This is a genomic window from Paenibacillus sp. J2L1-98, assembly GCF_056269405.1.
On record NZ_JBWDNW010000030.1, the window covers coordinates 17,906 to 35,873 of the forward strand.

The 17,968-nt window shown below is 50.5% G+C and carries 17 protein-coding genes and 1 riboswitch; of the genes, 11 read left to right on the forward strand and 6 right to left on the reverse strand.

The features are described from left to right. Positions 1-2 precede the first annotated feature (2 nt). Positions 3-830, reverse strand: coding sequence for a polyamine aminopropyltransferase (gene speE / locus AC0YNZ_RS28670; RefSeq protein ID WP_475829815.1), 828 nt, complete (start codon positions 828-830; stop codon positions 3-5). A 184-nt stretch (positions 831-1,014) separates the two neighbouring features. Between speE and AC0YNZ_RS28675 the strand changes: the two genes are divergently transcribed. The 6 genes from AC0YNZ_RS28675 to cyoD all read left to right on the forward strand — a co-directional run bounded on the left by AC0YNZ_RS28675 (position 1,015) and on the right by cyoD (position 7,854). Further along, positions 1,015-3,123 carry a transglycosylase domain-containing protein gene (locus tag AC0YNZ_RS28675; protein WP_475829816.1) on the forward strand — a complete coding sequence of 703 codons (2,109 nt, stop codon included), beginning with the start codon at positions 1,015-1,017 and terminating at the stop codon, positions 3,121-3,123. A 181-nt stretch (positions 3,124-3,304) separates the two neighbouring features. Continuing rightward, entirely contained in the window at positions 3,305-3,592 is a 288-nt protein-coding gene (locus tag AC0YNZ_RS28680; protein ID WP_475829817.1) for a hypothetical protein, read from the forward strand. Between the two features lie 258 nt (positions 3,593-3,850). Further along, entirely contained in the window at positions 3,851-4,846 is a 996-nt protein-coding gene (gene cyoA / locus AC0YNZ_RS28685; RefSeq protein WP_475829850.1) for a ubiquinol oxidase subunit II, read from the forward strand. A gap of 62 nt (positions 4,847-4,908) precedes the next feature. After that, entirely contained in the window at positions 4,909-6,879 is a 1,971-nt protein-coding gene (locus AC0YNZ_RS28690; protein WP_475829818.1) for a cbb3-type cytochrome c oxidase subunit I, read from the forward strand. After that, positions 6,879-7,520 (forward strand): cytochrome o ubiquinol oxidase subunit III, encoded by a 642-nt coding sequence (cyoC, locus tag AC0YNZ_RS28695; protein ID WP_475829819.1) that lies wholly within the window; start codon positions 6,879-6,881, stop codon positions 7,518-7,520. Before AC0YNZ_RS28690 ends, cyoC begins: the two co-directional genes overlap by 1 nt. 1 nt (position 7,521) lies before the next feature. Then, positions 7,522-7,854: a cytochrome o ubiquinol oxidase subunit IV gene (cyoD, locus tag AC0YNZ_RS28700; RefSeq protein ID WP_475829820.1), complete on the forward strand. Its 333-nt coding sequence runs from the start codon at positions 7,522-7,524 to the stop codon at positions 7,852-7,854. Between the two features lie 108 nt (positions 7,855-7,962). Here cyoD and AC0YNZ_RS28705 read toward each other — a convergent pair whose 3' ends face one another. The 5 genes from AC0YNZ_RS28705 to AC0YNZ_RS28725 all read right to left on the reverse strand — a co-directional run bounded on the left by AC0YNZ_RS28705 (position 7,963) and on the right by AC0YNZ_RS28725 (position 11,704). Further along, positions 7,963-8,646: a hypothetical protein gene (locus tag AC0YNZ_RS28705; RefSeq protein ID WP_475829821.1), complete on the reverse strand. Its 684-nt coding sequence runs from the start codon at positions 8,644-8,646 to the stop codon at positions 7,963-7,965. Next, positions 8,646-9,815 carry a hypothetical protein gene (locus AC0YNZ_RS28710; protein WP_475829822.1) on the reverse strand — a complete coding sequence of 390 codons (1,170 nt, stop codon included), beginning with the start codon at positions 9,813-9,815 and terminating at the stop codon, positions 8,646-8,648. The genes AC0YNZ_RS28705 and AC0YNZ_RS28710 overlap by 1 nt, the downstream gene beginning before the upstream one ends. Positions 9,816-9,851: 36 nt before the next feature. Further along, the gene (locus tag AC0YNZ_RS28715) at positions 9,852-10,421 is read right to left on the reverse strand and encodes a hypothetical protein (protein WP_475829823.1); all 570 of its coding nucleotides are present in this window, start codon (positions 10,419-10,421) and stop codon (positions 9,852-9,854) included. Continuing rightward, entirely contained in the window at positions 10,418-10,951 is a 534-nt protein-coding gene (locus AC0YNZ_RS28720) for a sigma-70 family RNA polymerase sigma factor (protein ID WP_110774100.1), read from the reverse strand. The genes AC0YNZ_RS28715 and AC0YNZ_RS28720 overlap by 4 nt, the downstream gene beginning before the upstream one ends. Positions 10,952-11,179: 228 nt before the next feature. After that, entirely contained in the window at positions 11,180-11,704 is a 525-nt protein-coding gene (locus tag AC0YNZ_RS28725; protein WP_475829824.1) for a YwhD family protein, read from the reverse strand. A gap of 106 nt (positions 11,705-11,810) precedes the next feature. On the opposite strand from AC0YNZ_RS28725, the gene AC0YNZ_RS28730 reads away from it, so the two are divergent. The 5 genes from AC0YNZ_RS28730 to AC0YNZ_RS28750 all read left to right on the forward strand — a co-directional run bounded on the left by AC0YNZ_RS28730 (position 11,811) and on the right by AC0YNZ_RS28750 (position 17,894). Continuing rightward, the gene (locus tag AC0YNZ_RS28730; RefSeq protein WP_475829825.1) at positions 11,811-13,826 is read left to right on the forward strand and encodes a M1 family metallopeptidase; all 2,016 of its coding nucleotides are present in this window, start codon (positions 11,811-11,813) and stop codon (positions 13,824-13,826) included. A gap of 27 nt (positions 13,827-13,853) precedes the next feature. Beyond that, the gene (locus AC0YNZ_RS28735; RefSeq protein ID WP_475829826.1) at positions 13,854-14,663 is read left to right on the forward strand and encodes a hypothetical protein; all 810 of its coding nucleotides are present in this window, start codon (positions 13,854-13,856) and stop codon (positions 14,661-14,663) included. 139 nt (positions 14,664-14,802) lie between these two features. Continuing rightward, a complete protein-coding gene (locus tag AC0YNZ_RS28740) occupies positions 14,803-15,387 on the forward strand; it encodes a hypothetical protein (protein ID WP_475829827.1) in 585 nt (194 codons plus the stop codon). 360 nt (positions 15,388-15,747) lie between these two features. Continuing rightward, positions 15,748-15,899, forward strand: a riboswitch (cyclic di-AMP (ydaO/yuaA leader). Between the two features lie 3 nt (positions 15,900-15,902). Beyond that, on the forward strand, positions 15,903-16,358 hold the full coding sequence (locus tag AC0YNZ_RS28745) for a C40 family peptidase (RefSeq protein ID WP_475829828.1): 456 nt from the start codon (positions 15,903-15,905) through the stop codon (positions 16,356-16,358). Between the two features lie 177 nt (positions 16,359-16,535). After that, positions 16,536-17,894 (forward strand): FAD-binding domain-containing protein, encoded by a 1,359-nt coding sequence (locus AC0YNZ_RS28750; protein ID WP_475829829.1) that lies wholly within the window; start codon positions 16,536-16,538, stop codon positions 17,892-17,894. Positions 17,895-17,968 lie beyond the last annotated feature (74 nt).

Consider the following 17,968-nt stretch of genomic DNA (forward strand, 5'->3'; position numbering starts at 1 on the left):
CGTTATTTCACGAGATCTTCAACGAACTTAGGCAGTACGAAAGCTGCTTTGTGAAGACGCGGCGTGTAATATTTCGTATCGATTTCTGGAATAGCTGTCTCATCAACAGCAATTGGATCGTGCTTCTTGCTGCCCATTGTGAACGTCCACAGACCGCTAGGGTAAGTCGGAATATTCGCGCCGTATACACGAACGATCGGGAATACTTCCTTCACGTCTTTGTTTACGCTTTGGATAAGATCCGCTTTGAACCAAGGATTATCCGTTTGCGCAACGAAGATACCGTCTTCCTTCAACGCCTCGTAGATGCCTTGATAGAAGCCCTTCGTAAACAGGTTTGCAGCAGGGCCAACCGGTTCTGTAGAGTCAACCATAATAACGTCGTACGTGTTTTTATGATCATGAATATGCATGAAGCCGTCGTTCACAAGCACTTCAACGCGCGGGTTGTCGAGCTCGCCAGCGATAGTTGGCAAATATTTTTTGGAGTATTCAATCACTTTACCGTCAATGTCGACGAGAACAGCCTTCTTCACCTTCGGATGCTTCATGACTTCACGGATAACGCCGCCGTCACCGCCGCCCACAACGAGCACATACTCCGGATTCGGATGCGTGAAAAGAACAGGATGTGCGACCATCTCGTGGTAAACGAACTCATCTTTCACCGTAGTCATAACCATGCCGTCAAGAACAAGCATCGTTCCGAACTCTTCCGTCTCGATCATATCAAGCTGTTGAAAATCCGTTTGTTCATTTACATAAGTTTTAGTAATCTTCGCCGTAATGCCGAAGCTGTCTGTTTGTTTTTCTGTATACCACAATTCCATGTCGTATAATCCCTTCTTTCCTTCAATGGTTCAACCTGTATTATAGTAAATTAGGCCAAAAAAGCAACCTTTTCCAACCTTATATACAAAAATTTAATCAACCTCAGGCTCTGCGTGAATAGGGTGTTCCCCGTTTTTCCATACTAAGGAAAAGTGATGCTTTGCGCTGAAGGGAGCCTGCTCCATGAATAAGCCTTCCAATCGGCAGGGTAAGCCCCGTCGCCGAACTGCTTTTCCTATTATAACCGAGAGGTTCATATCCCATGTTCTGAAAATGAAAAAATGGCTGAGATGGGCTGCTGCCGCATTCGCCCTATTCGTGCTCGTCATCGTGGGCACGCTTGTTTATTTGCGGACGCAATCTTTGCCTGTCGCCGCCATCAGCCAAACGTCTCAGATGGTCGATCTGCAAGGCAACGTCATCGATACGTTCCATGCCGGAGAAAACAGACGCTCCGTACAGCTTTCGGACATCTCGCATTACGTGATTGATGCGACCTTGGCAATCGAGGACCACCGTTTCTACGACCATCGCGGCTTCGATATGAAAGGAATGGCGCGCGCCGTTATGGTGAACGTCCAAAGCTTCTCTACACGGCAAGGCGCGAGTACGCTCACACAGCAGCTTGCACGGAATCTTTATCTGACGCATGAGCGAACCTGGCAGCGCAAAATAAAGGAAGCTATGTACACGGTGCAGCTCGAGATGAACTACTCCAAGGATGAAATTCTCGGCATGTATTTGAATCAAATTTATTACGGCCATGGCTCCTACGGCATTGAAGCGGCTGCGATGATGTACTTCAATAAACATGCTTCCGAGCTTTCGCTTGCTGAAAGCGCCATGCTCGCCGGCATCCCGAAGGGACCCAAATATTATTCCCCCTATTTGAATATGAAAAACGCGAAGGACCGTCAGCTTACGATACTGCAGGCGATGGTCGAAGGCGGCTCGATTACGTCCGAACAGGCGGATGCCGCTTATGCGGAGATGCTGAATTTTCAGACGCTCGGCTCTGGCGAGCAGGAGGGGTTTGCGCCGTATTTTCGCGATTATATCAGGTATATTGCCGTGGACAAACTTGGCATCAATGAGCATTTGCTGAACGAGGGCGGCATAACGATCTATACGACGCTTGATCCGGCAGCGCAAGCAACGGCCGAAGAGGTCATTGCGAAAGGGATTCCGGAAAGCTCCGAGCAGCAAGCCGCGCTTATTGCCATTGATCCGCGCAACGGCTATATCAAAGCGATGGTCGGCGGAAGAGACTATAAGAAAAATCAGTACAACCGTGTCTTTGCCAAAACGCGTCAGCCCGGCTCCTCCTTCAAGCCTTTCTTGTATTTAACCGCCATACAGAGCGGCTTCATGTCGCCCTTGACGCACTACAAGAGCGAACCGACCGTGTTCACTTACGATGAAGGACGCAAGACATACGAGCCGCATAACTATGGCGATAAGTACTTGAATGAGCTGATCGATATGCGGCAGGCGCTGGCGAGCTCGGATAATATTTACGCAGTCAACACGATCATGACCGTTGGCGCTGACAAAGTGATCGATACGGCGAGGAAGCTGGGGATCGACAGCCCGATGCAGCCCGTCCCTTCGCTCGCGCTTGGCACATTCCCGGTCAGTCCGTTCGAAATGGCCTCCGCCTTCGGCACGTTTGCCAGCGGCGGTCTCCGCTATGAACCGATCGCGATTATCCGTATCGAGGACCGCAAGGGCCAAGTCTTATATGAAGCGGAGCATAAATCCGAGCAGGTTGTAACCGCGGCGGAAGCTTATGTCATGACCAGTTTAATGGAGAGCGTATTTAAAGAAGGCGGCACCGCTTTCCGTGTATCTTCTATTATTAAGCGGCCGGTTGCGGGCAAGACAGGCACAACGCCTACGGATGCGTGGCTTGTCGGATATACCCCCGAGCTGGCGACAGCCGTATGGGTCGGATACGACAAAGATCGTAAGCTGACCGTTGCCGAGGCTTATCGCGCTGCGCCGATTTTCGCTAATTTCACGGAGCAGGCGCTTGCCGCCGTACCGCCTAAAATCTTCCCGATCCCGGAAGGTGTCGTAAATGTGTATATTGATCCGACCAGCGGAAAGATTGCGGAAAGCACCTGCCCGAACAAACGGCTGGAGACCTTCCTTAGCGGAACGGAGCCAACTGAAGTATGCGGCAAGCCAGCCGCGGCGGGCGATAACGGCAGCGGTACCGGTCAAGACGGAGCGAAGGCGGAGGGACGCCGCACTTGGTGGACTGATCTGAAGCGCTGGTGGACAGACTAGAAAAAGCAGCGGCTTACTTTAAGAAGGAAGCTGCTGCGGCTGCCGATTGTGATACTGCCATGACCTTTGCACATTTTTGTCCGATTTATGATCAAAAAGTGAATTTTCTTTGAACAAATGCATATAGTTGTGTTATAGTAGGGATAAGAAAACACTTACAATTAATCGGGAGTGTTCAAAAATGACCACGAAAACCGTAACAATCAGCCATATTCAACCTTCAAAATCGGATGTCAAGCGTCTTGTCAAAGCAATGACTGCAATCGCATGGGGCGTTCTTGCCATTGGCGTTGTGCTCAGTCTAGTCAATTTAAGCCATTTCAGCGATCGAAATGTCGGACTTATGGTCGGCATCGGATTTCTAATCGGCAGCGTTCATATTTATGTCATTGGTACAGCAATCGGACTCGTCCATGCTCGCCTAACGCAAGAGCAGCAGCCGAAAGATTTTGACGACCATCAATCGTAAGTAACCGCCGCATTTATAGCGGAGCAAATAGACAGCCCCATGAGGTCACTGACCGAATGGGGCTGTCTATTTGTTTGGGTAATGATGGACAGAACAGCTGGCGCTGCAAAGTATCCTAAATGTAACAGTTGTCTAAGCCGTGAACTTTCAGTTACAGAAAAAAGACGAATTTTTGACGTAATTGTTAACCCCGCAGTTATTATCTTGTAGATCTGCTATTGTAGTCGTAAGCAGTAATTTTGAGGAGTTGAACTATTGATGAGACCGTATCTTCGTATGCTGACACCCGTACTTATTATGCTAATGGCCGTTATGCTTTCCGGCTGCGGCGAGCAATTCATTGTGCTCGACCCGAAAGGGCCAATCGGCGAGTCTCAGAAGGATTTGATTTATTTTTCAACCATTCTGTGTTCCGTTATCATCGTGCCCGTACTTATCCTGACAGCTATTATCGTTTGGCGGTACCGCGATAAGCCCGGCAGAAAGGCTTCCTACAACCCTAACTGGGAGCATAGCACGAAGCTGGAGATTACTTGGTGGACCATTCCAATTATCGCTATCCTTATACTGGCTATCGTCACCGTTAAATACACGTATGCGCTCGAGCCTTCCAAACCGATCGAATCGGCTAAGGCGCCCATTACGATTCAAGTCACGTCGCTTGACTGGAAATGGCTGTTCAAATATCCGGATGAGGATATCGCAACTGTCAATTACATTAAAATTCCGGAAGACGTGCCGATTAAGTTCCAATTAACGTCCGACACGGCGATGAACTCCTTCTGGGTTCCGCAGCTCGGCGGACAAATTTACACCATGTCGGGTATGGCCATGACCCTATTCCTGCAAGCAGATGAGCAAGGCAGCTATTTTGGCTCCGGCGCGAACTTCACAGGGAAAGATTTTGCCCAAATGACGTTTAAAGTCGATGCTACTTCGGAGGAAGAATATAAAGCTTGGATTGGCGAAGTGAAGGCTAAGTCTCCATCCCTAACTATGGAGGGCTTCGAGAAGCTGACTGAGCCGGGAACTTCTGATGTGCAGCTGTTCTCCAGCTTCCCTGAAGGTTTATTCAATAAAATCGTAAAACAATATGTGAACGGCGGCGGCGGCGCGCATCAGCATCATGGCAGTGAAGCAGCGGAGCCTGCGGCAGCCGCGATTGAAGAGACCGCTCCGGCGGTTACGACGGAGACGCATCATCACTCAGCCAGCAGCACGGACGCTAACACGCATAACCATGTGGGGCATTAACCCACTTACAAGCGCAAGCTTTTGAAACGAGTTTGTTCTACAAACTTTTAGGAGGACCCCTCATGTTAGACAAAATTAAACAATTCGCATCCGAATTTTTCGTTACCGGCGATCCGCTTATTTTAGGGGCTCAAGTATCCATTGGGTTATCGCTTGTCGCGATTATATTCGTACTCACCTTTTTCAAAAAATGGCGCTGGCTGTGGACCGAATGGCTGACTAGCGTCGATCATAAAAAAATCGGAATCATGTACATCATCGCTTCCATTCTCATGCTGTTCCGCGGCGGCGTCGATGCGCTGCTTATGCGGGTTCAGCTTGCTGCTCCGGAGCTTGAGTTTTTGCACGCGGAACACTATAACCAAATCTTCACCACGCACGGCGTTATTATGATCCTGTTCATGGCGATGCCGCTTATGTTCGGTCTGTTCAATATCGTCGTCCCGCTCCTCATCGGAGCCCGCGACGTTGCGTTTCCGTTCCTGAACTCCCTTAGCTTCTGGATGTTCTTCTTTGGAGCGATGCTGTTCAACGTATCCTTTATTATCGGCGGTTCGCCGGATGCAGGCTGGCTCGCATATCCGCCGCTTTCCGAGATGTCAGGCAGTCCGGGGCTCGGACAAGACTTCTATATCTGGGGTATTCAAATTTCAGGTATCGGCTCCCTTGCTACGGGAATTAACTTTGTTGTCACGATTCTGAAAATGCGCGCGCCGGGCATGAAGCTCATGCAAATGCCGATGTTCGTATGGTCCGTACTTTCGTCATGTATCACGATTATGTTCGCTTTCCCAATATTAACGGTTACGCTGTTCCTGCTGTTCATTGACCGCTATCTGGGCGCCCATTTCTTCACGCTCGACGGCGGCGGCAATCCGATGATGTACATCAACCTCATCTGGATGTGGGGACATCCTGAAGTATATATCGTTATTTTGCCGGCATTCGGCATATTCTCCGAGGTCGTATCGACCTTCGCGAAGAAAAAACTTTTCGGCTATAAATCGATGGTATTCGCCCTTATGTCGATCAGCTTCTTCTCGTTCTTCACTTGGGCGCATCACTTCTTCACCATGGGCTCCGGCGCTAACGTTAACGCGTTCTTTGCTTTAACAACGATGCTGATCGCAATACCGACCGGGGTGAAAGTATTTAACTGGCTGTTTACGATGTACCAAGGCCGAATTTCGTTTACGACACCGATGATGTGGACGATCGCGTTCATTCCCTGCTTTGTCGTCGGGGGGATGACCGGGGTGCTCCTGTCTGTTGCGCCGGCCGACTTCCAGTTCCATAACAGCTACTTCCTGATCGCGCATTTCCATCAGGTGCTTATCGGCGGCGTTGTGTTCGGTTATTTCGCAGGTCTCTATTACTGGTGGCCGAAAATGTTCGGCTTCCGCTTGCATGAAGGTATCGGCAAATGGGCATTCTGGTTCTGGAACATCGGTTTCTATGTATGTTTTATGCCGCAATACGCGCTTGGCCTCATGGGTATGACGCGCCGCTTCAACGAATACGACTTCGATATGGGCTGGCAGCCGCTTAACGTCGTATCTACTGTCGGAGCTTTCTTAATGGGTCTCGCGTTTATTTTCCAAGTGTGGCAAATCGCTCATAGCATTAAGTTTTACAAGAAGGAAAAGGACGGCGACGCATGGGATGGCCGTACGCTGGAATGGTCGATTCCATCGCCTGCACCTCTCTACAACTTCGCCCGCTTGCCGCAGGTTACAAGCCAAGACGAGTGGTGGGAAGAGAAACAGCGCATTGCGAGCGGTGAACCGGCCAAACCACTCGCTCCGCTTGAGCCGATCCATATGCCGAAAAATTCAAGTATTCCGTTCATCATGTCGTTATGCTGGTTTATAGCAGGCTTCGGCTTCGTATGGGATTGGCTGTGGATGGCTATACCGGGTATGATCGGCGTAGCCATATGTATGCTTGCCCGTTCGTTCTCTTACGATACCGATTATTACATTCCGGTGGATGAGATCGAGCGTACGGAAGCCGCATTAAGGGGGACAAAATAATGGCACATGCAGTTTCCAATCCAGCAGGAGCGCATGGCGGACACGGTGCCGGTCACGGCGGCGGTCACCATGACGATCATCACGATCAAGAGTCGTTGAAAATGTTCGGCTTCTGGCTGTTTCTTATAACCGACGTTATATTATTCGGTACGTTGTTCGCTACCTATGTCGTCCTCCGTCTCAACACGGACGGCGGACCGACCGGCGGGGAATTGCTCGAAATGAATGGTATTATCATTTCGACCTTCCTCCTGCTCACAAGCAGCTTCACGAGCGGCGTAGCCGTTCTGGAAATGAACAAAGGGAACAAACGCGGTCTGATTCTCTGGCTCGCGATTACCGCTTTGCTCGGCGCATCATTCGTATTTCTTGAAGTAAACGAGTTTATGCACCTGGTGCATGAGGGTGCTACAATTGGAACAAGCGCCTATTGGTCTGCTTTCTACGTTCTTGTCGGAACGCACGGGCTTCACGTCTCGGTCGGTCTCGTCTGGATGACCGCGCTGATCTTTCAGCTAAGCCGCCGCGGCATTACACCGGTCACAAAACGCAAAGTAAGCATCATCAGCTTATACTGGCATTTCTTGGACGTCGTGTGGATTTTCGTATTCACGATCGTTTACTTGATGGGGGTGATGTAGGATGGAAAAGCACAACACGCATGCCCATGACGGCGAGCACGGATCCCATGGCGGATCAATGAAGTCTTACGTTATCGGCTTCCTATTCTCCATCATTCTGACGATCATTCCGCTCGTTGTCGTGATGAATGATCTGCTGAGTAAAACGGCCACAACCGTGCTCATCCTCGTGATGGCCGTTCTGCAGTTCGCCGTTCAGCTGGTCTTCTTCATGCACATCCGGGATGAGGAGAAGCCGCGTTTCAACCTGATGGCGCTTATTTTCGGGCTCGTCATTTTGCTGACGATCGTCGCGGGCTCCATCTGGATTATGACCTACAATGCGGTAGCATAATATTCTGCAATACGATGAGATACTCATAAAAAAGCTGCGCCAATGTCATTGCGACAATGGTGCAGCTTTTTTTCTATTCCAAACCGGCAGCTTAACGCTGCGAATTAACTAGCGCCCCCGCTCTACCAGCTCTACGCCTTTCGGTACAATTAGCGTTAGCTCGGGAATTACCGTTTCGGAAATAATGCCGCCATCCCGGTGATCGGCCGACCCGATCATGACGTACATGGTCGTGCCGACGATACGGGTTTGCAGCATTTTATCGTCCAGCCGCTCAAGCTTCTCGGAAGATCTGTAGCGAATTTGCCCAAAAAGCTGCAGCTCGCGCGTATCTGTCTCTCCGAATTGAACACCGCCTAACGAATGTATGACAATTTTGTTAATCTCTGCAGGCACCTTCACCGCCCTCGTATCAACAAACGCCGTTCGCTGCGTCATATGCAGTCCTCGCTGCAGCTCATCGAATAAGCCGGTTGACATGAGCAGGGCAAGTCCAAGGCTCGCCGCGCCGATCATGCCAACAAAAAAGACGCTTATCCAGTCGTAACGCACGATTGCCCGCTCGCTGCCGGAAAATTTCAGGTAGAGCAGCAGCTCCGCTCCCAGCATAATAAATACTACCGGCGCTACCCACAGGAGCATCTCATATGCTCTGATGTCTTGCCAGAGGGATACTGCTAGCGCAGTTCCCATTAGCATCAGCGTTACGCCCATCGATAGCGAGCCGACGCGCCAGGTGCGCACGCCTTCCGGCCGATTAACCGCTTCATTCGCCATGTTCACTGTGTTCATTACGACTCCCCCTCCCGCTTATGCAGCGGAGCAGGGATTGCAGGCGGAGCTCCTTTTCTAATATCGGCAGCCGCTCTGCTTCCAAAGACTAGACGCAAGCCGACAATAATCATAACGAATGCCACAACAGCCGTCGGAATCATATATTTGATCTGCATGTACTGCGAGTAAAGCTCGTTTGAAAAGTGGGAAGTGAACTCAGCGGCTACACGATCAAGCAAATAGTAAACGCCAAACCCAAGCAGCCCAATGCCGAACCAGCGCTGATAAGGAACAAGCTGCGTCAGCACCGGCTCATCGGTAAGCGTCTGACGCTCGTAGCGGGACGTCTGCTGCATGGCATCAAAGAACGCGAAGCACCAGAACAGCGGAAGCAGGAAAAAAAATAGAGACAGCCGCAAATTGTCCATTATATAAATAGTTAAGAGAAAGCCGCCCATAAGCTGCAGCCCCCGCTTCTGCAAGCCTAGATAGAGATGGCCTGCGCCCGGGAAAATCGACAATGCGATAGCCAGCACCTTACTTTTGCGCCCCGAAGCGATATACGATTCCATATCTTCGAATATAGCACGATCCACAAGATGCTCTCCGCGCTGCTTCGCGTGAAGCTGTCTGATCGCGTCAAACATGCTGTACACCCAGATGATTGGCAGCGCGAGCAAAAAGACGAGCAGCTCTCCTCTGTGAATAATAGTGCTTAAGAAGACGATAATCGCGAACCAGCCGATGAACGAAATGAGCAATGTGATCCCGCGCTGCATAAGCCCCATACTCATATGGCCAAGACCCGGCACGAGGGAGAACAGGATTATACGCGATTTCTCGCGCTGATGCTCCCGCTCAAACAATACAGCTCCTGGGCCAAAATGATCGGCAGAATGCTCGAATGGATGCTGCTGAACCGGATGTGACGATAATCCATTGCCTTTGATCAGGGTAAAGACCATATCGAGCATGTTAATAATCCCGGACATAGCGGCTATGAACATCAGAAAGACGAGAAAACCATCATCGACACCCGCATTCGTAATCATCAATAAAATAAACATCCCAATTGGGCCAAAAAAAGCTCCTCCGTATAATATGGCACGTACAGGACGGCCCAAATAGCCATGCCCAACGCCGGGTATAAAAGAAAGCAAAAACGCCGTTAACGGGCTTTTATTCATGCTTGAATCATTCCTTTCCATTTCCTCATTTTTCATTTATTTATAGCGGGTCGCTCTCAGGCCGTCCAGCCACGACCCTGTTTGATCGACTATTTTGTCCGACCATGATTCCGAATGCTTGCCAGCTGCCATCGGCGGGTACGGCGGTACAGCCTGCTGTACATTCTCATTCATATCGAGCTGAGCCAGCTTCTGAGAGAAGGAGGCAAAGGTACCGGTGACAAGCAGCAGCAGCGTAATGGACGCAGCAATGGTATAATGCGTTACCGGATGCTGAAGCCAAGCACGAAGGCGGGGAGATTTCTCCTGTAGAGCGCTGGACGTTCTAAGGCAGTCAGTCTGGGCTTGATGAATGCTCTCCTCGCTTAACAGCTGCGCAACGACCCGCTTCTCTAACTGCTCCATATCAGGAAGCTGAGGTTCGTTTACATGGCTCGGAAAGACTGACTCCACCTCGTCTTCGGACGATTCAACTGCAGCAATAAAGTGATTTAAGCAGCAATCGCAAGCTGTCATCTGCTGCTCTACCTGTACACGCTCAGCTTCTGCGAGCGTGCCATTCACATATCGGATCATTTGATCCGGCGATACATGCTCATTCCTCATTCGAAATCCTCCTTCCGCCAGTGGCGCTTCATCCAGCTTCTTGCCCGGTACAGCCTGGACTCTACGCTTTTGCGCTCCAGCCCGGTTTCGGCCGCTATCTGTTCATACGACTTGTCTTCCATATAATAAGCGTTTATGACTTCCCGGTAGTTTTCGGGCATTTCTTCTACGCGCTCGCGAACCTGCCGCCTATCCGCTTGCTTGATGGCTACCAGCTCGGCTGCAGGCATCGCCGCGGCGGCATCATCATGCATTTTCTCGCTCATCGCTTCGCTATCCGACAGCTCCTCGGGCCTGCGCGCCTTGCTTCTCTTGAAATCGATCGCTCGATTAACGGCAATGCGGGTAATCCACGTCTTCAGCCCGTCCAATCGGCAATCCGGAAGGGAACGATAAATTTGCAGCAGCACTTCCTGCGTTATATCCTCCGCATCATGCGGAGAATGAAGGACTGCGAAGACCGTTCTATATATATAAGGACCATACGCCTGTACGAAAGGGCCATAATGCTCGGGCCCGCCCTCTTGCACCGCTCTGATCCAATCCTCGTCTTGAATGTCGCTCCCCCCCTTCCCAATCTATAGACGTCAGCCAGGCGCTATTCCCCTGCACTTAATCCAAAAAAATTTTTTCATACGATTCCAACAGCCTCTAAAAATACGAAAAACCTCATCATCCGCAAGATTAGCCTTACGAACGATGAGGTTCTCATCCTTTATTGGCGCTTACGCCTATGTCGCGCTTGATCGCGCTCGCCGCTACACGTTCAAAGCCTGTTTAAGCTCTTCCGGCGAACGATCCCACCACTCTAAGTTATTCTCGGTAAGCAGCTTGCGCAGCGCCGCTTTCTCTACATCGCCAAGCTCTGTCAAATTGTAGCGTCGTTTGATCGCATGATCCAGCTTGTTTACGTGGTCAGCCAGTATCTTCCACCCGCGGCGCGCCTCGGAGTCGATCAGCATCTCGCAGGCCGTCGCGCCTGCATAATAAGATCCTTCCTCATTACGGTCGACCGCTACCCACACGATCCAGCATTGACGGCCATTCGGCGTATCCTCTTTGTTCGGCGTAAACTTAATGCCGCGCTCCACCTTGCTCTTCGCATGCATGGCGCCAACGTCGATATAAGCGACGCCCTCATCAATAATGACGCAGGATACAGCGCTCAAATCGATCGTTCCCGCCCCGAAGCCTTTATGTTGTTTGTTGCTCACTACGTTGAGCGACAGTGATTTCTTTTCCTTCTTTTCCGGCTGAGCCGGCTGTCCTTGTTCTTCCGTCATGCGCATTCACACCTTCCCCGATACAATAATTCCATTTTAGCTAATAATCCTTGAAAAGCAAACATATACATGCTGTAGATGCTTGTCAACGGGAGGGAAACGTTCAATGACTCCACGCTATTTCAAACGAATTTTACTCGTAATACTCGCAGTCGTACTGCTCGGCCTGTCTGTGCAGCAAGGCTTCGGGACTGCTTGGCAATCCCAATATACATATGCTTTCGCCCCCGCCGCCAAAGCCAAGCAAACACCGGCCCCTGCCCAAAATACGGCCAAGCCGCCGCTCGTGCAGGAGCCGAATACGGTCATGACGCCTAAGCCGCAATCACTAAGCAACCGTATCGTTGAGTACCATATCAACGTTCATTTACTTGGCGATACGAAGCAATTAATCGGCGACCAGACGGTAACCTGGACCAACCCCGGCAAAAAAACAGTGTCCGAGCTCTATTTCCACCTGTACCCGAATGCTTTCCAATCAGACAAAACGACGTTCATGCAAGAATCCGGAGGCAAGCTGCGCGAGGACAAAGCAACCACGAACAGCCATGGCTATATGAAGCTGCTTACGCTAGAAACGCTTAACGGCGAAAGCCTGCTGCCTCGTCTGCAGTACGTGCAGCCCGACGACGGCAATGCCGATGACTTCACCTTAGCCAAAATACGGCTGCCAGAGCCTATCGCTCCGGGCAAGTCCGTTACGCTCCGCATGGGGTACGATGTGAAGCTGCCAGAGGTGTTTGCTAGAATGGGCTACTCCGGACAATTCGTGATGGCGGGACAGTGGTTTCCCAAAATTGCCGTATACGAAACGGTCGGTACAAGGGGACGTACGGCTGAAGGCTGGAACGTTCACCAATATCATGGAAACTCCGAGTTTTACAGCGACTTCGGCATATACAGCGTTCGGATTACAGTACCGGAAGCCTACACGGTCGCGGCAACCGGCTTCCAAACGAAAGCGATTGAAATGAAGGATCAAACGAAGGTTTACCAATTTTATGCCGATGACGTTCATGACTTTGCTTGGTCGGCGTCGCCGGACTTCGTCTACGAAGAGACCGCCTACTCCGATACGGGCATTCCCGGCGTACGGATTAAGCTCTATCTCGATCCGGCGCATGCCGCCCTTAAGGATCGCTATATGCACGCCGCCAAATCCGCTCTCTCAAGCTACGCGAAATGGTACGGGGAATACCCCTACAGCACGTTGTCTATCGTCGTGCCTCCCAAAGGGGCGAACGGAGCTGGAGGCATGGAGTATCCGACGCTCATCACGGCATTCGCAGCCGAGAAACAAAATCCCGGCTACGATTTAGAGCGAACGGTCGTGCATGAAATCGGGCACCAATACTGGTATGGAATGGTCGCCTCCAATGAGTTCGAGGAGGCTTGGCTGGACGAAGGCTTTACATCCTACGCCGAGGACAAGGTGATGGAGACCGCATACGGATTGGAAGCGAATTTGCGGGTGGAGGCCAGCTACATGACCGACCCCGCACCGCTTAAGCAGCAATCCTGGTCATACGGCAGCCACTCGCAATACGCCGAGAACGTGTACATGAGGGCGAAGCTCGTGCTCATTGGCATTGAGAATCAGGTAGGCTCTAGAACGATGCAAAAAATTTTACGTACGTATTTCCAAAAATTTAAGTTCAAGCACCCTTCTACTGCCGACTTCCAGCGCGTGGTCGATCAAGTTACGAAGACGAAATGGCATGATTATTTCAGCCGATACGTTTACGGCAGCCAGATGGCTGACTTCTCGATCGAATCGATCCATGTTCGTCCCGTCACTCAGGATGGGAACAAGATGTACGAATCGGTCGTGCTTGTCAAAAAGAACGGCGGCAGCAACGGCGACATCAAGGTCGTGCTGCAGTTCACCGACGGCACCAAACTAACGAAGCTGTGGAATGCCGAAGAAACTCACATTCAATTCAAGCAGCTGCATTCCGCTCCGCTCGAATGGGCGATCGTCGATCCGAATTACAGCAACGTCCTCGACAACAAGCTCATTAACAACTATATGCAGGCCCAGCTGCCGGAGGATACGCGCACGAGATGGAGCCTTGGAGTAGTCAATCTTATTGAAGGTCTGCTCGGGTCGCTGAGCTGGTAAGTAATTGCGTTCAAGGAGCGATTAACAATGAAAATACATTTGAAGCAAGGCTGGCGGCTAGCGGTTAAACATTTTTACCTTGTTATATTATTGTTTCTGTATCAGCTGCTATGGGGATTTTTCCTTTATCGTTTCATTGACTCGGTCGTCTCGCCGCTGCTGCGGCGGTACCCGGGCTCCTATCCTTCTGATACGGCTGCTCAGCTCTTCATGACCGAAGCCCAATTCCAGCTGCTCAAAACCGATCTGATCACCCCGTATGTCTGGACGTTAGGCGGTCTGTTGTTTGCCAGGATGCTGCTGACGCCTTTGTTTAACGCCGGCTTGTTCTACTCGCTCAATCAAACGAGATCGGAGGGGAGAACCCGGTTTCTGGAGGGCATCCGCAAAACGTGGAAGCCCGTTGTCCTGCTCTACTGGATAGAAGCTGTCTTATCGCTGGCTCCTGCCTGGTGGCTGATGCCCCGCTCGCTCGACGCACTTCTGGAGAGCGGCTCCATCCCGGAACTGCTGCAAGCGGTGCTGCCTGGCGCATCACTATGGCTGCTGTGGAGCACAGTGCTGCATTTGTTATTTCTAGCCATGCAGTTCGGCGCTGCATCCGGCGAAGGCGTATTCCGTTCCTTATGGCACGCTCTCCGGAACTTTCTCTCCTATGCGGCCATCTCACTCATCATGTGGGGGATCGGAGCTGCCGCAGGACTCGTAGTCACCGGCATATCGATGCTCTGGGCCGGCTTGTTCGCGCTCATCCTGCATCAGGGCTATCACCTGATTCGTACGCTCATGAAGGTATGGACCATAGCCTCGCAATATGAATGCCTGCAATCGAAATAAACGCAGGATGAAGAAGCCTTCGGCTCCACGGTTCGCCCGTGGATACGGGGCTTTTTTTATTTCAAAACCGACCGCAACTAAATGATTACATTTCTGTATAAATATTTGTAAGAAAATGAATAATGGGGGATACATGTAAATGATGCGTAAAAAATTGATTATAATATCGATGGTATTGCTCTTATCGGGGGGTTCGCTCGTTGCAGCCGACAAATTACTCCAAAAAGTAACGCTGATTTATAATAATAAACAATCGGTAGAAGATGGTTTACTGGTAGATGATAAGGTGTACATCAATATCCGTTCCTTAAGCGATTCCATGCAAGCGTTCATTCAATGGAAGGGCAGCGAGAAGAAGCTGGTCATTCAGAAGCCCAACGTCCATATGTTTCTGATGAATGAGAAGCGAACCATGTTTGGACAGGTTGAAAAAGGGGCTGTTCAGAAATTTTTAGTACAAGCGCAAATCGATAATTTGAATGTCGCCATCTCCGAATTCAAGGTCACGATTGTTGACCCTAACGATAAAGAAACGACGATTGACAGCCGCAGCCAGGATGATGCTGATTTTAAGCAATTTGTCGAAAAAGACACCTTTTGGTTCAGCTCGAAAGTCATCTCCTATGATTTTAAATACTCGGGCAAATACAAGCTGCGGTTCTGGATGGAACAAAAGAACGGCGATCCGCAGCTCATCTCCGAGAAGGTCATTACCGCAAAATAAAGCGCGCATCCGAATGATGTAAAACCTGAAACTACAATAAAACCTCCGGCTGACCGGAGGTTTTTTGTATGAATTTTTTTAATCTTTCGTTTGTAAACAGTAAAACACCGCAGCTTTCGGGACTTTAGGCTAATCTACGCGGAGAGGTGCCGCAGGGACAATCCGGTATCATTTACATGATATCTACATAATTAATGAATTAGTTTCGTCACATTTAGCTAGAAAAGACTACAAATGAGTGTTTATATTACACAAAAGTCGTTTAAACGAACTAAATTGTCAAAAGGTTACATGAGAATTATTAGAATTTGCCAGTAAAGGCAGGAGATCAATGAAAATAATCGAATAATTCTCAGGAGCATGAAAAAACTGCCTAATTCCCTATCGGGAAACGGGGGAACCACTCTGGGTGAATTGATTCCGACGTCTGAGTTTTCTCAGCGCCTGAGGAATCATAGGGAGCCTTCAACCGAACCCCACAGCTAACCTCGTCGGCACTGGAAGGAGTTTCACAATTGAAGAAGATTACCGCATTACTCCTGGGTCTCGTTCTCGTACTCGCTTTCCAGGCGGGTAGCGCTTTCGCAGACTCAAAACTGAACGGAACTATCAGTGATCTTATTGGTACTCCGTACAGAAGCGGCGGAACGTCGTCGAATGGCTTTGACTGCTCCGGTTTTACGAGCTACGTGTTCGACAAATTGGGCGTTGACCTTCCTCGCACATCCGGTTCGCAAGCAAAAACAGGCACGAAGGTCGCTAAGGCTGACCTACTTCCGGGAGATCTTGTGTTCTTCGACACAGTCGGTGGCAACAACAGCACCGTTTCCCATGTTGGCATATACATCGGAAATGGCAAGTTTGCACATTCGTCCTCCAGCAGAGGCGTTGTAACAGACAAACTTAATTCCTCCTATTATGTAGACCGTTACGTGACTGCCCGTCGTGTCATGGATACGGATTCCCTCTAAGCATATGCTAACGGACAATAGAGTGACCTAACTCCTCTCATCGAGGGTTGCAAGGGTAGACTCACCCAGCAAAGCCGCAGTTATTTGTCCACCGTCGACAAATGACATGCGGCTTTGCTGTTTTATTTCAAGCTGATTATGCCGCACTGCTCTGCGGTATAGGAAGGAGAAATGCCGATGTATTTGTTTATTCACCGCAAGGATTTGCGCACCGCAGATTTGCGCGCATTTGATTATTTGAAAAACAAAGATACACATGGCATTCATTTGCTCATCATAGATCCCGTCCTCACGGGCGAAGGCCGGCTGACCAGCCACAGCGGCCGAAATTTTTTGGCGCAAGCCGCTTCACTCCTGCACAGCTATTCCAATGCGGACAAAGAACTGCATGTGCTGTACGGGGATCCCGTTTTGATTACCGAAGCTCTGCTGCAAACGCATCCCATCGAAGAAGTCGTCGTTCATGCGGACTACACGCCCTACTCGCTTAGGCGCGATGAGCAGCTGCAGCAGGCAGCGCGCAGGCTGGGCCGGCGCTGGATGTCGATTGCAGATGCGCCGCTTGCTGATTTAGAAGCTTTTCCTGCATTCGCACGGCGGCCTGCGCCTTATAAAGTGTTTACGCCCTTCTATCGCATGTGGAGCAGCTATATGCGGGAATGCTATCGTCCAATGAGCGGAACAATGATTCAGGAGCTGTCTACCGTAAGAGAAATGAACAGCAAGGTCGCGCTATCATTCGCGCTGCCAGAGTTTATTTCTTGCGCACTTGGCGGCACTTGTGTTGAAGGGGCTCAAAAATCGTTAATCAAGCTGGATCGCTTCGCGCGTGAGCGCCTCGCCTCCTACGCAAATAGCCGCGACGCTTACGCGGACGATTATGCCAGCGGTCTCGCCCGCTTCTTGAACACCGGCGCCATCTCGGCCCGCCACGCCTACGAGCTTACGCAAGGGCTGCCCGGGGCCGAGACATGGATTCGCCAGCTGGCATGGCGTGATTTCTATTTGTACCAAGCGATGTATCATGATGATTACTTCCGATATGAACAGCTGGTTGATTTGTCACCGCTCTCGGATACTCATCTGCAGGCGTGGGCAGCTGCTGCGACCGGCATTCCGATTATTGACGCGGCCATGACGCAGCTGAACCGTACGGGTGAGCTGCCAGGCCGCTTGCGAATGGTTGCGGCCATGTTTTTAACTAAAAACCTGCTGTGCCCGTTTACGCTTGGCGAGCAGCATTTCCGTCTGCACCTAAGCGATTATGACAATACGCTTAACCGCGGCGGCTGGCTGTGGTGCTCATCGCTAGGCTATGATGCTGCGCCTTATTTCCGCATTATGAACCCGGAGACACAGTCGCGGACGCATGATCCCAGCGGCAGCTATATCCGGCACTGGCTGCCTCATTTAGCCCATCTCACGGACAAAGAGATTCATAAGCCGCAAAGCGGCGCCATCGTTGATCTGAAAGCGTCCCGGGCACGAGCTATCGAGGTATATAAGACGATACTTAAGCAGCGGGCGGGTTCATAATCCGAATGATTGACTGAACAGCATACGATTTCTTATTTGCCATATAAATAAACCTCTATACCCGCTTCGAAACA

Coding starts and splice junctions, on each gene's coding strand:
- speE (WP_475829815.1), bottom strand. CDS start 830: ATGGAATTGTGGTATACAGAAAAACAAACAGACAGCTTCGGCATTACG.
- AC0YNZ_RS28675 (WP_475829816.1), top strand. CDS start 1,015: ATGAATAAGCCTTCCAATCGGCAGGGTAAGCCCCGTCGCCGAACTGCT.
- AC0YNZ_RS28680 (WP_475829817.1), top strand. CDS start 3,305: ATGACCACGAAAACCGTAACAATCAGCCATATTCAACCTTCAAAATCG.
- cyoA (WP_475829850.1), top strand. CDS start 3,851: ATGAGACCGTATCTTCGTATGCTGACACCCGTACTTATTATGCTAATG.
- AC0YNZ_RS28690 (WP_475829818.1), top strand. CDS start 4,909: ATGTTAGACAAAATTAAACAATTCGCATCCGAATTTTTCGTTACCGGC.
- cyoC (WP_475829819.1), top strand. CDS start 6,879: ATGGCACATGCAGTTTCCAATCCAGCAGGAGCGCATGGCGGACACGGT.
- cyoD (WP_475829820.1), top strand. CDS start 7,522: ATGGAAAAGCACAACACGCATGCCCATGACGGCGAGCACGGATCCCAT.
- AC0YNZ_RS28705 (WP_475829821.1), bottom strand. CDS start 8,646: ATGAACACAGTGAACATGGCGAATGAAGCGGTTAATCGGCCGGAAGGC.
- AC0YNZ_RS28710 (WP_475829822.1), bottom strand. CDS start 9,815: ATGAATAAAAGCCCGTTAACGGCGTTTTTGCTTTCTTTTATACCCGGC.
- AC0YNZ_RS28715 (WP_475829823.1), bottom strand. CDS start 10,421: ATGAGGAATGAGCATGTATCGCCGGATCAAATGATCCGATATGTGAAT.
- AC0YNZ_RS28725 (WP_475829824.1), bottom strand. CDS start 11,704: ATGACGGAAGAACAAGGACAGCCGGCTCAGCCGGAAAAGAAGGAAAAG.
- AC0YNZ_RS28730 (WP_475829825.1), top strand. CDS start 11,811: ATGACTCCACGCTATTTCAAACGAATTTTACTCGTAATACTCGCAGTC.
- AC0YNZ_RS28735 (WP_475829826.1), top strand. CDS start 13,854: ATGAAAATACATTTGAAGCAAGGCTGGCGGCTAGCGGTTAAACATTTT.
- AC0YNZ_RS28740 (WP_475829827.1), top strand. CDS start 14,803: ATGATGCGTAAAAAATTGATTATAATATCGATGGTATTGCTCTTATCG.
- AC0YNZ_RS28750 (WP_475829829.1), top strand. CDS start 16,536: ATGTATTTGTTTATTCACCGCAAGGATTTGCGCACCGCAGATTTGCGC.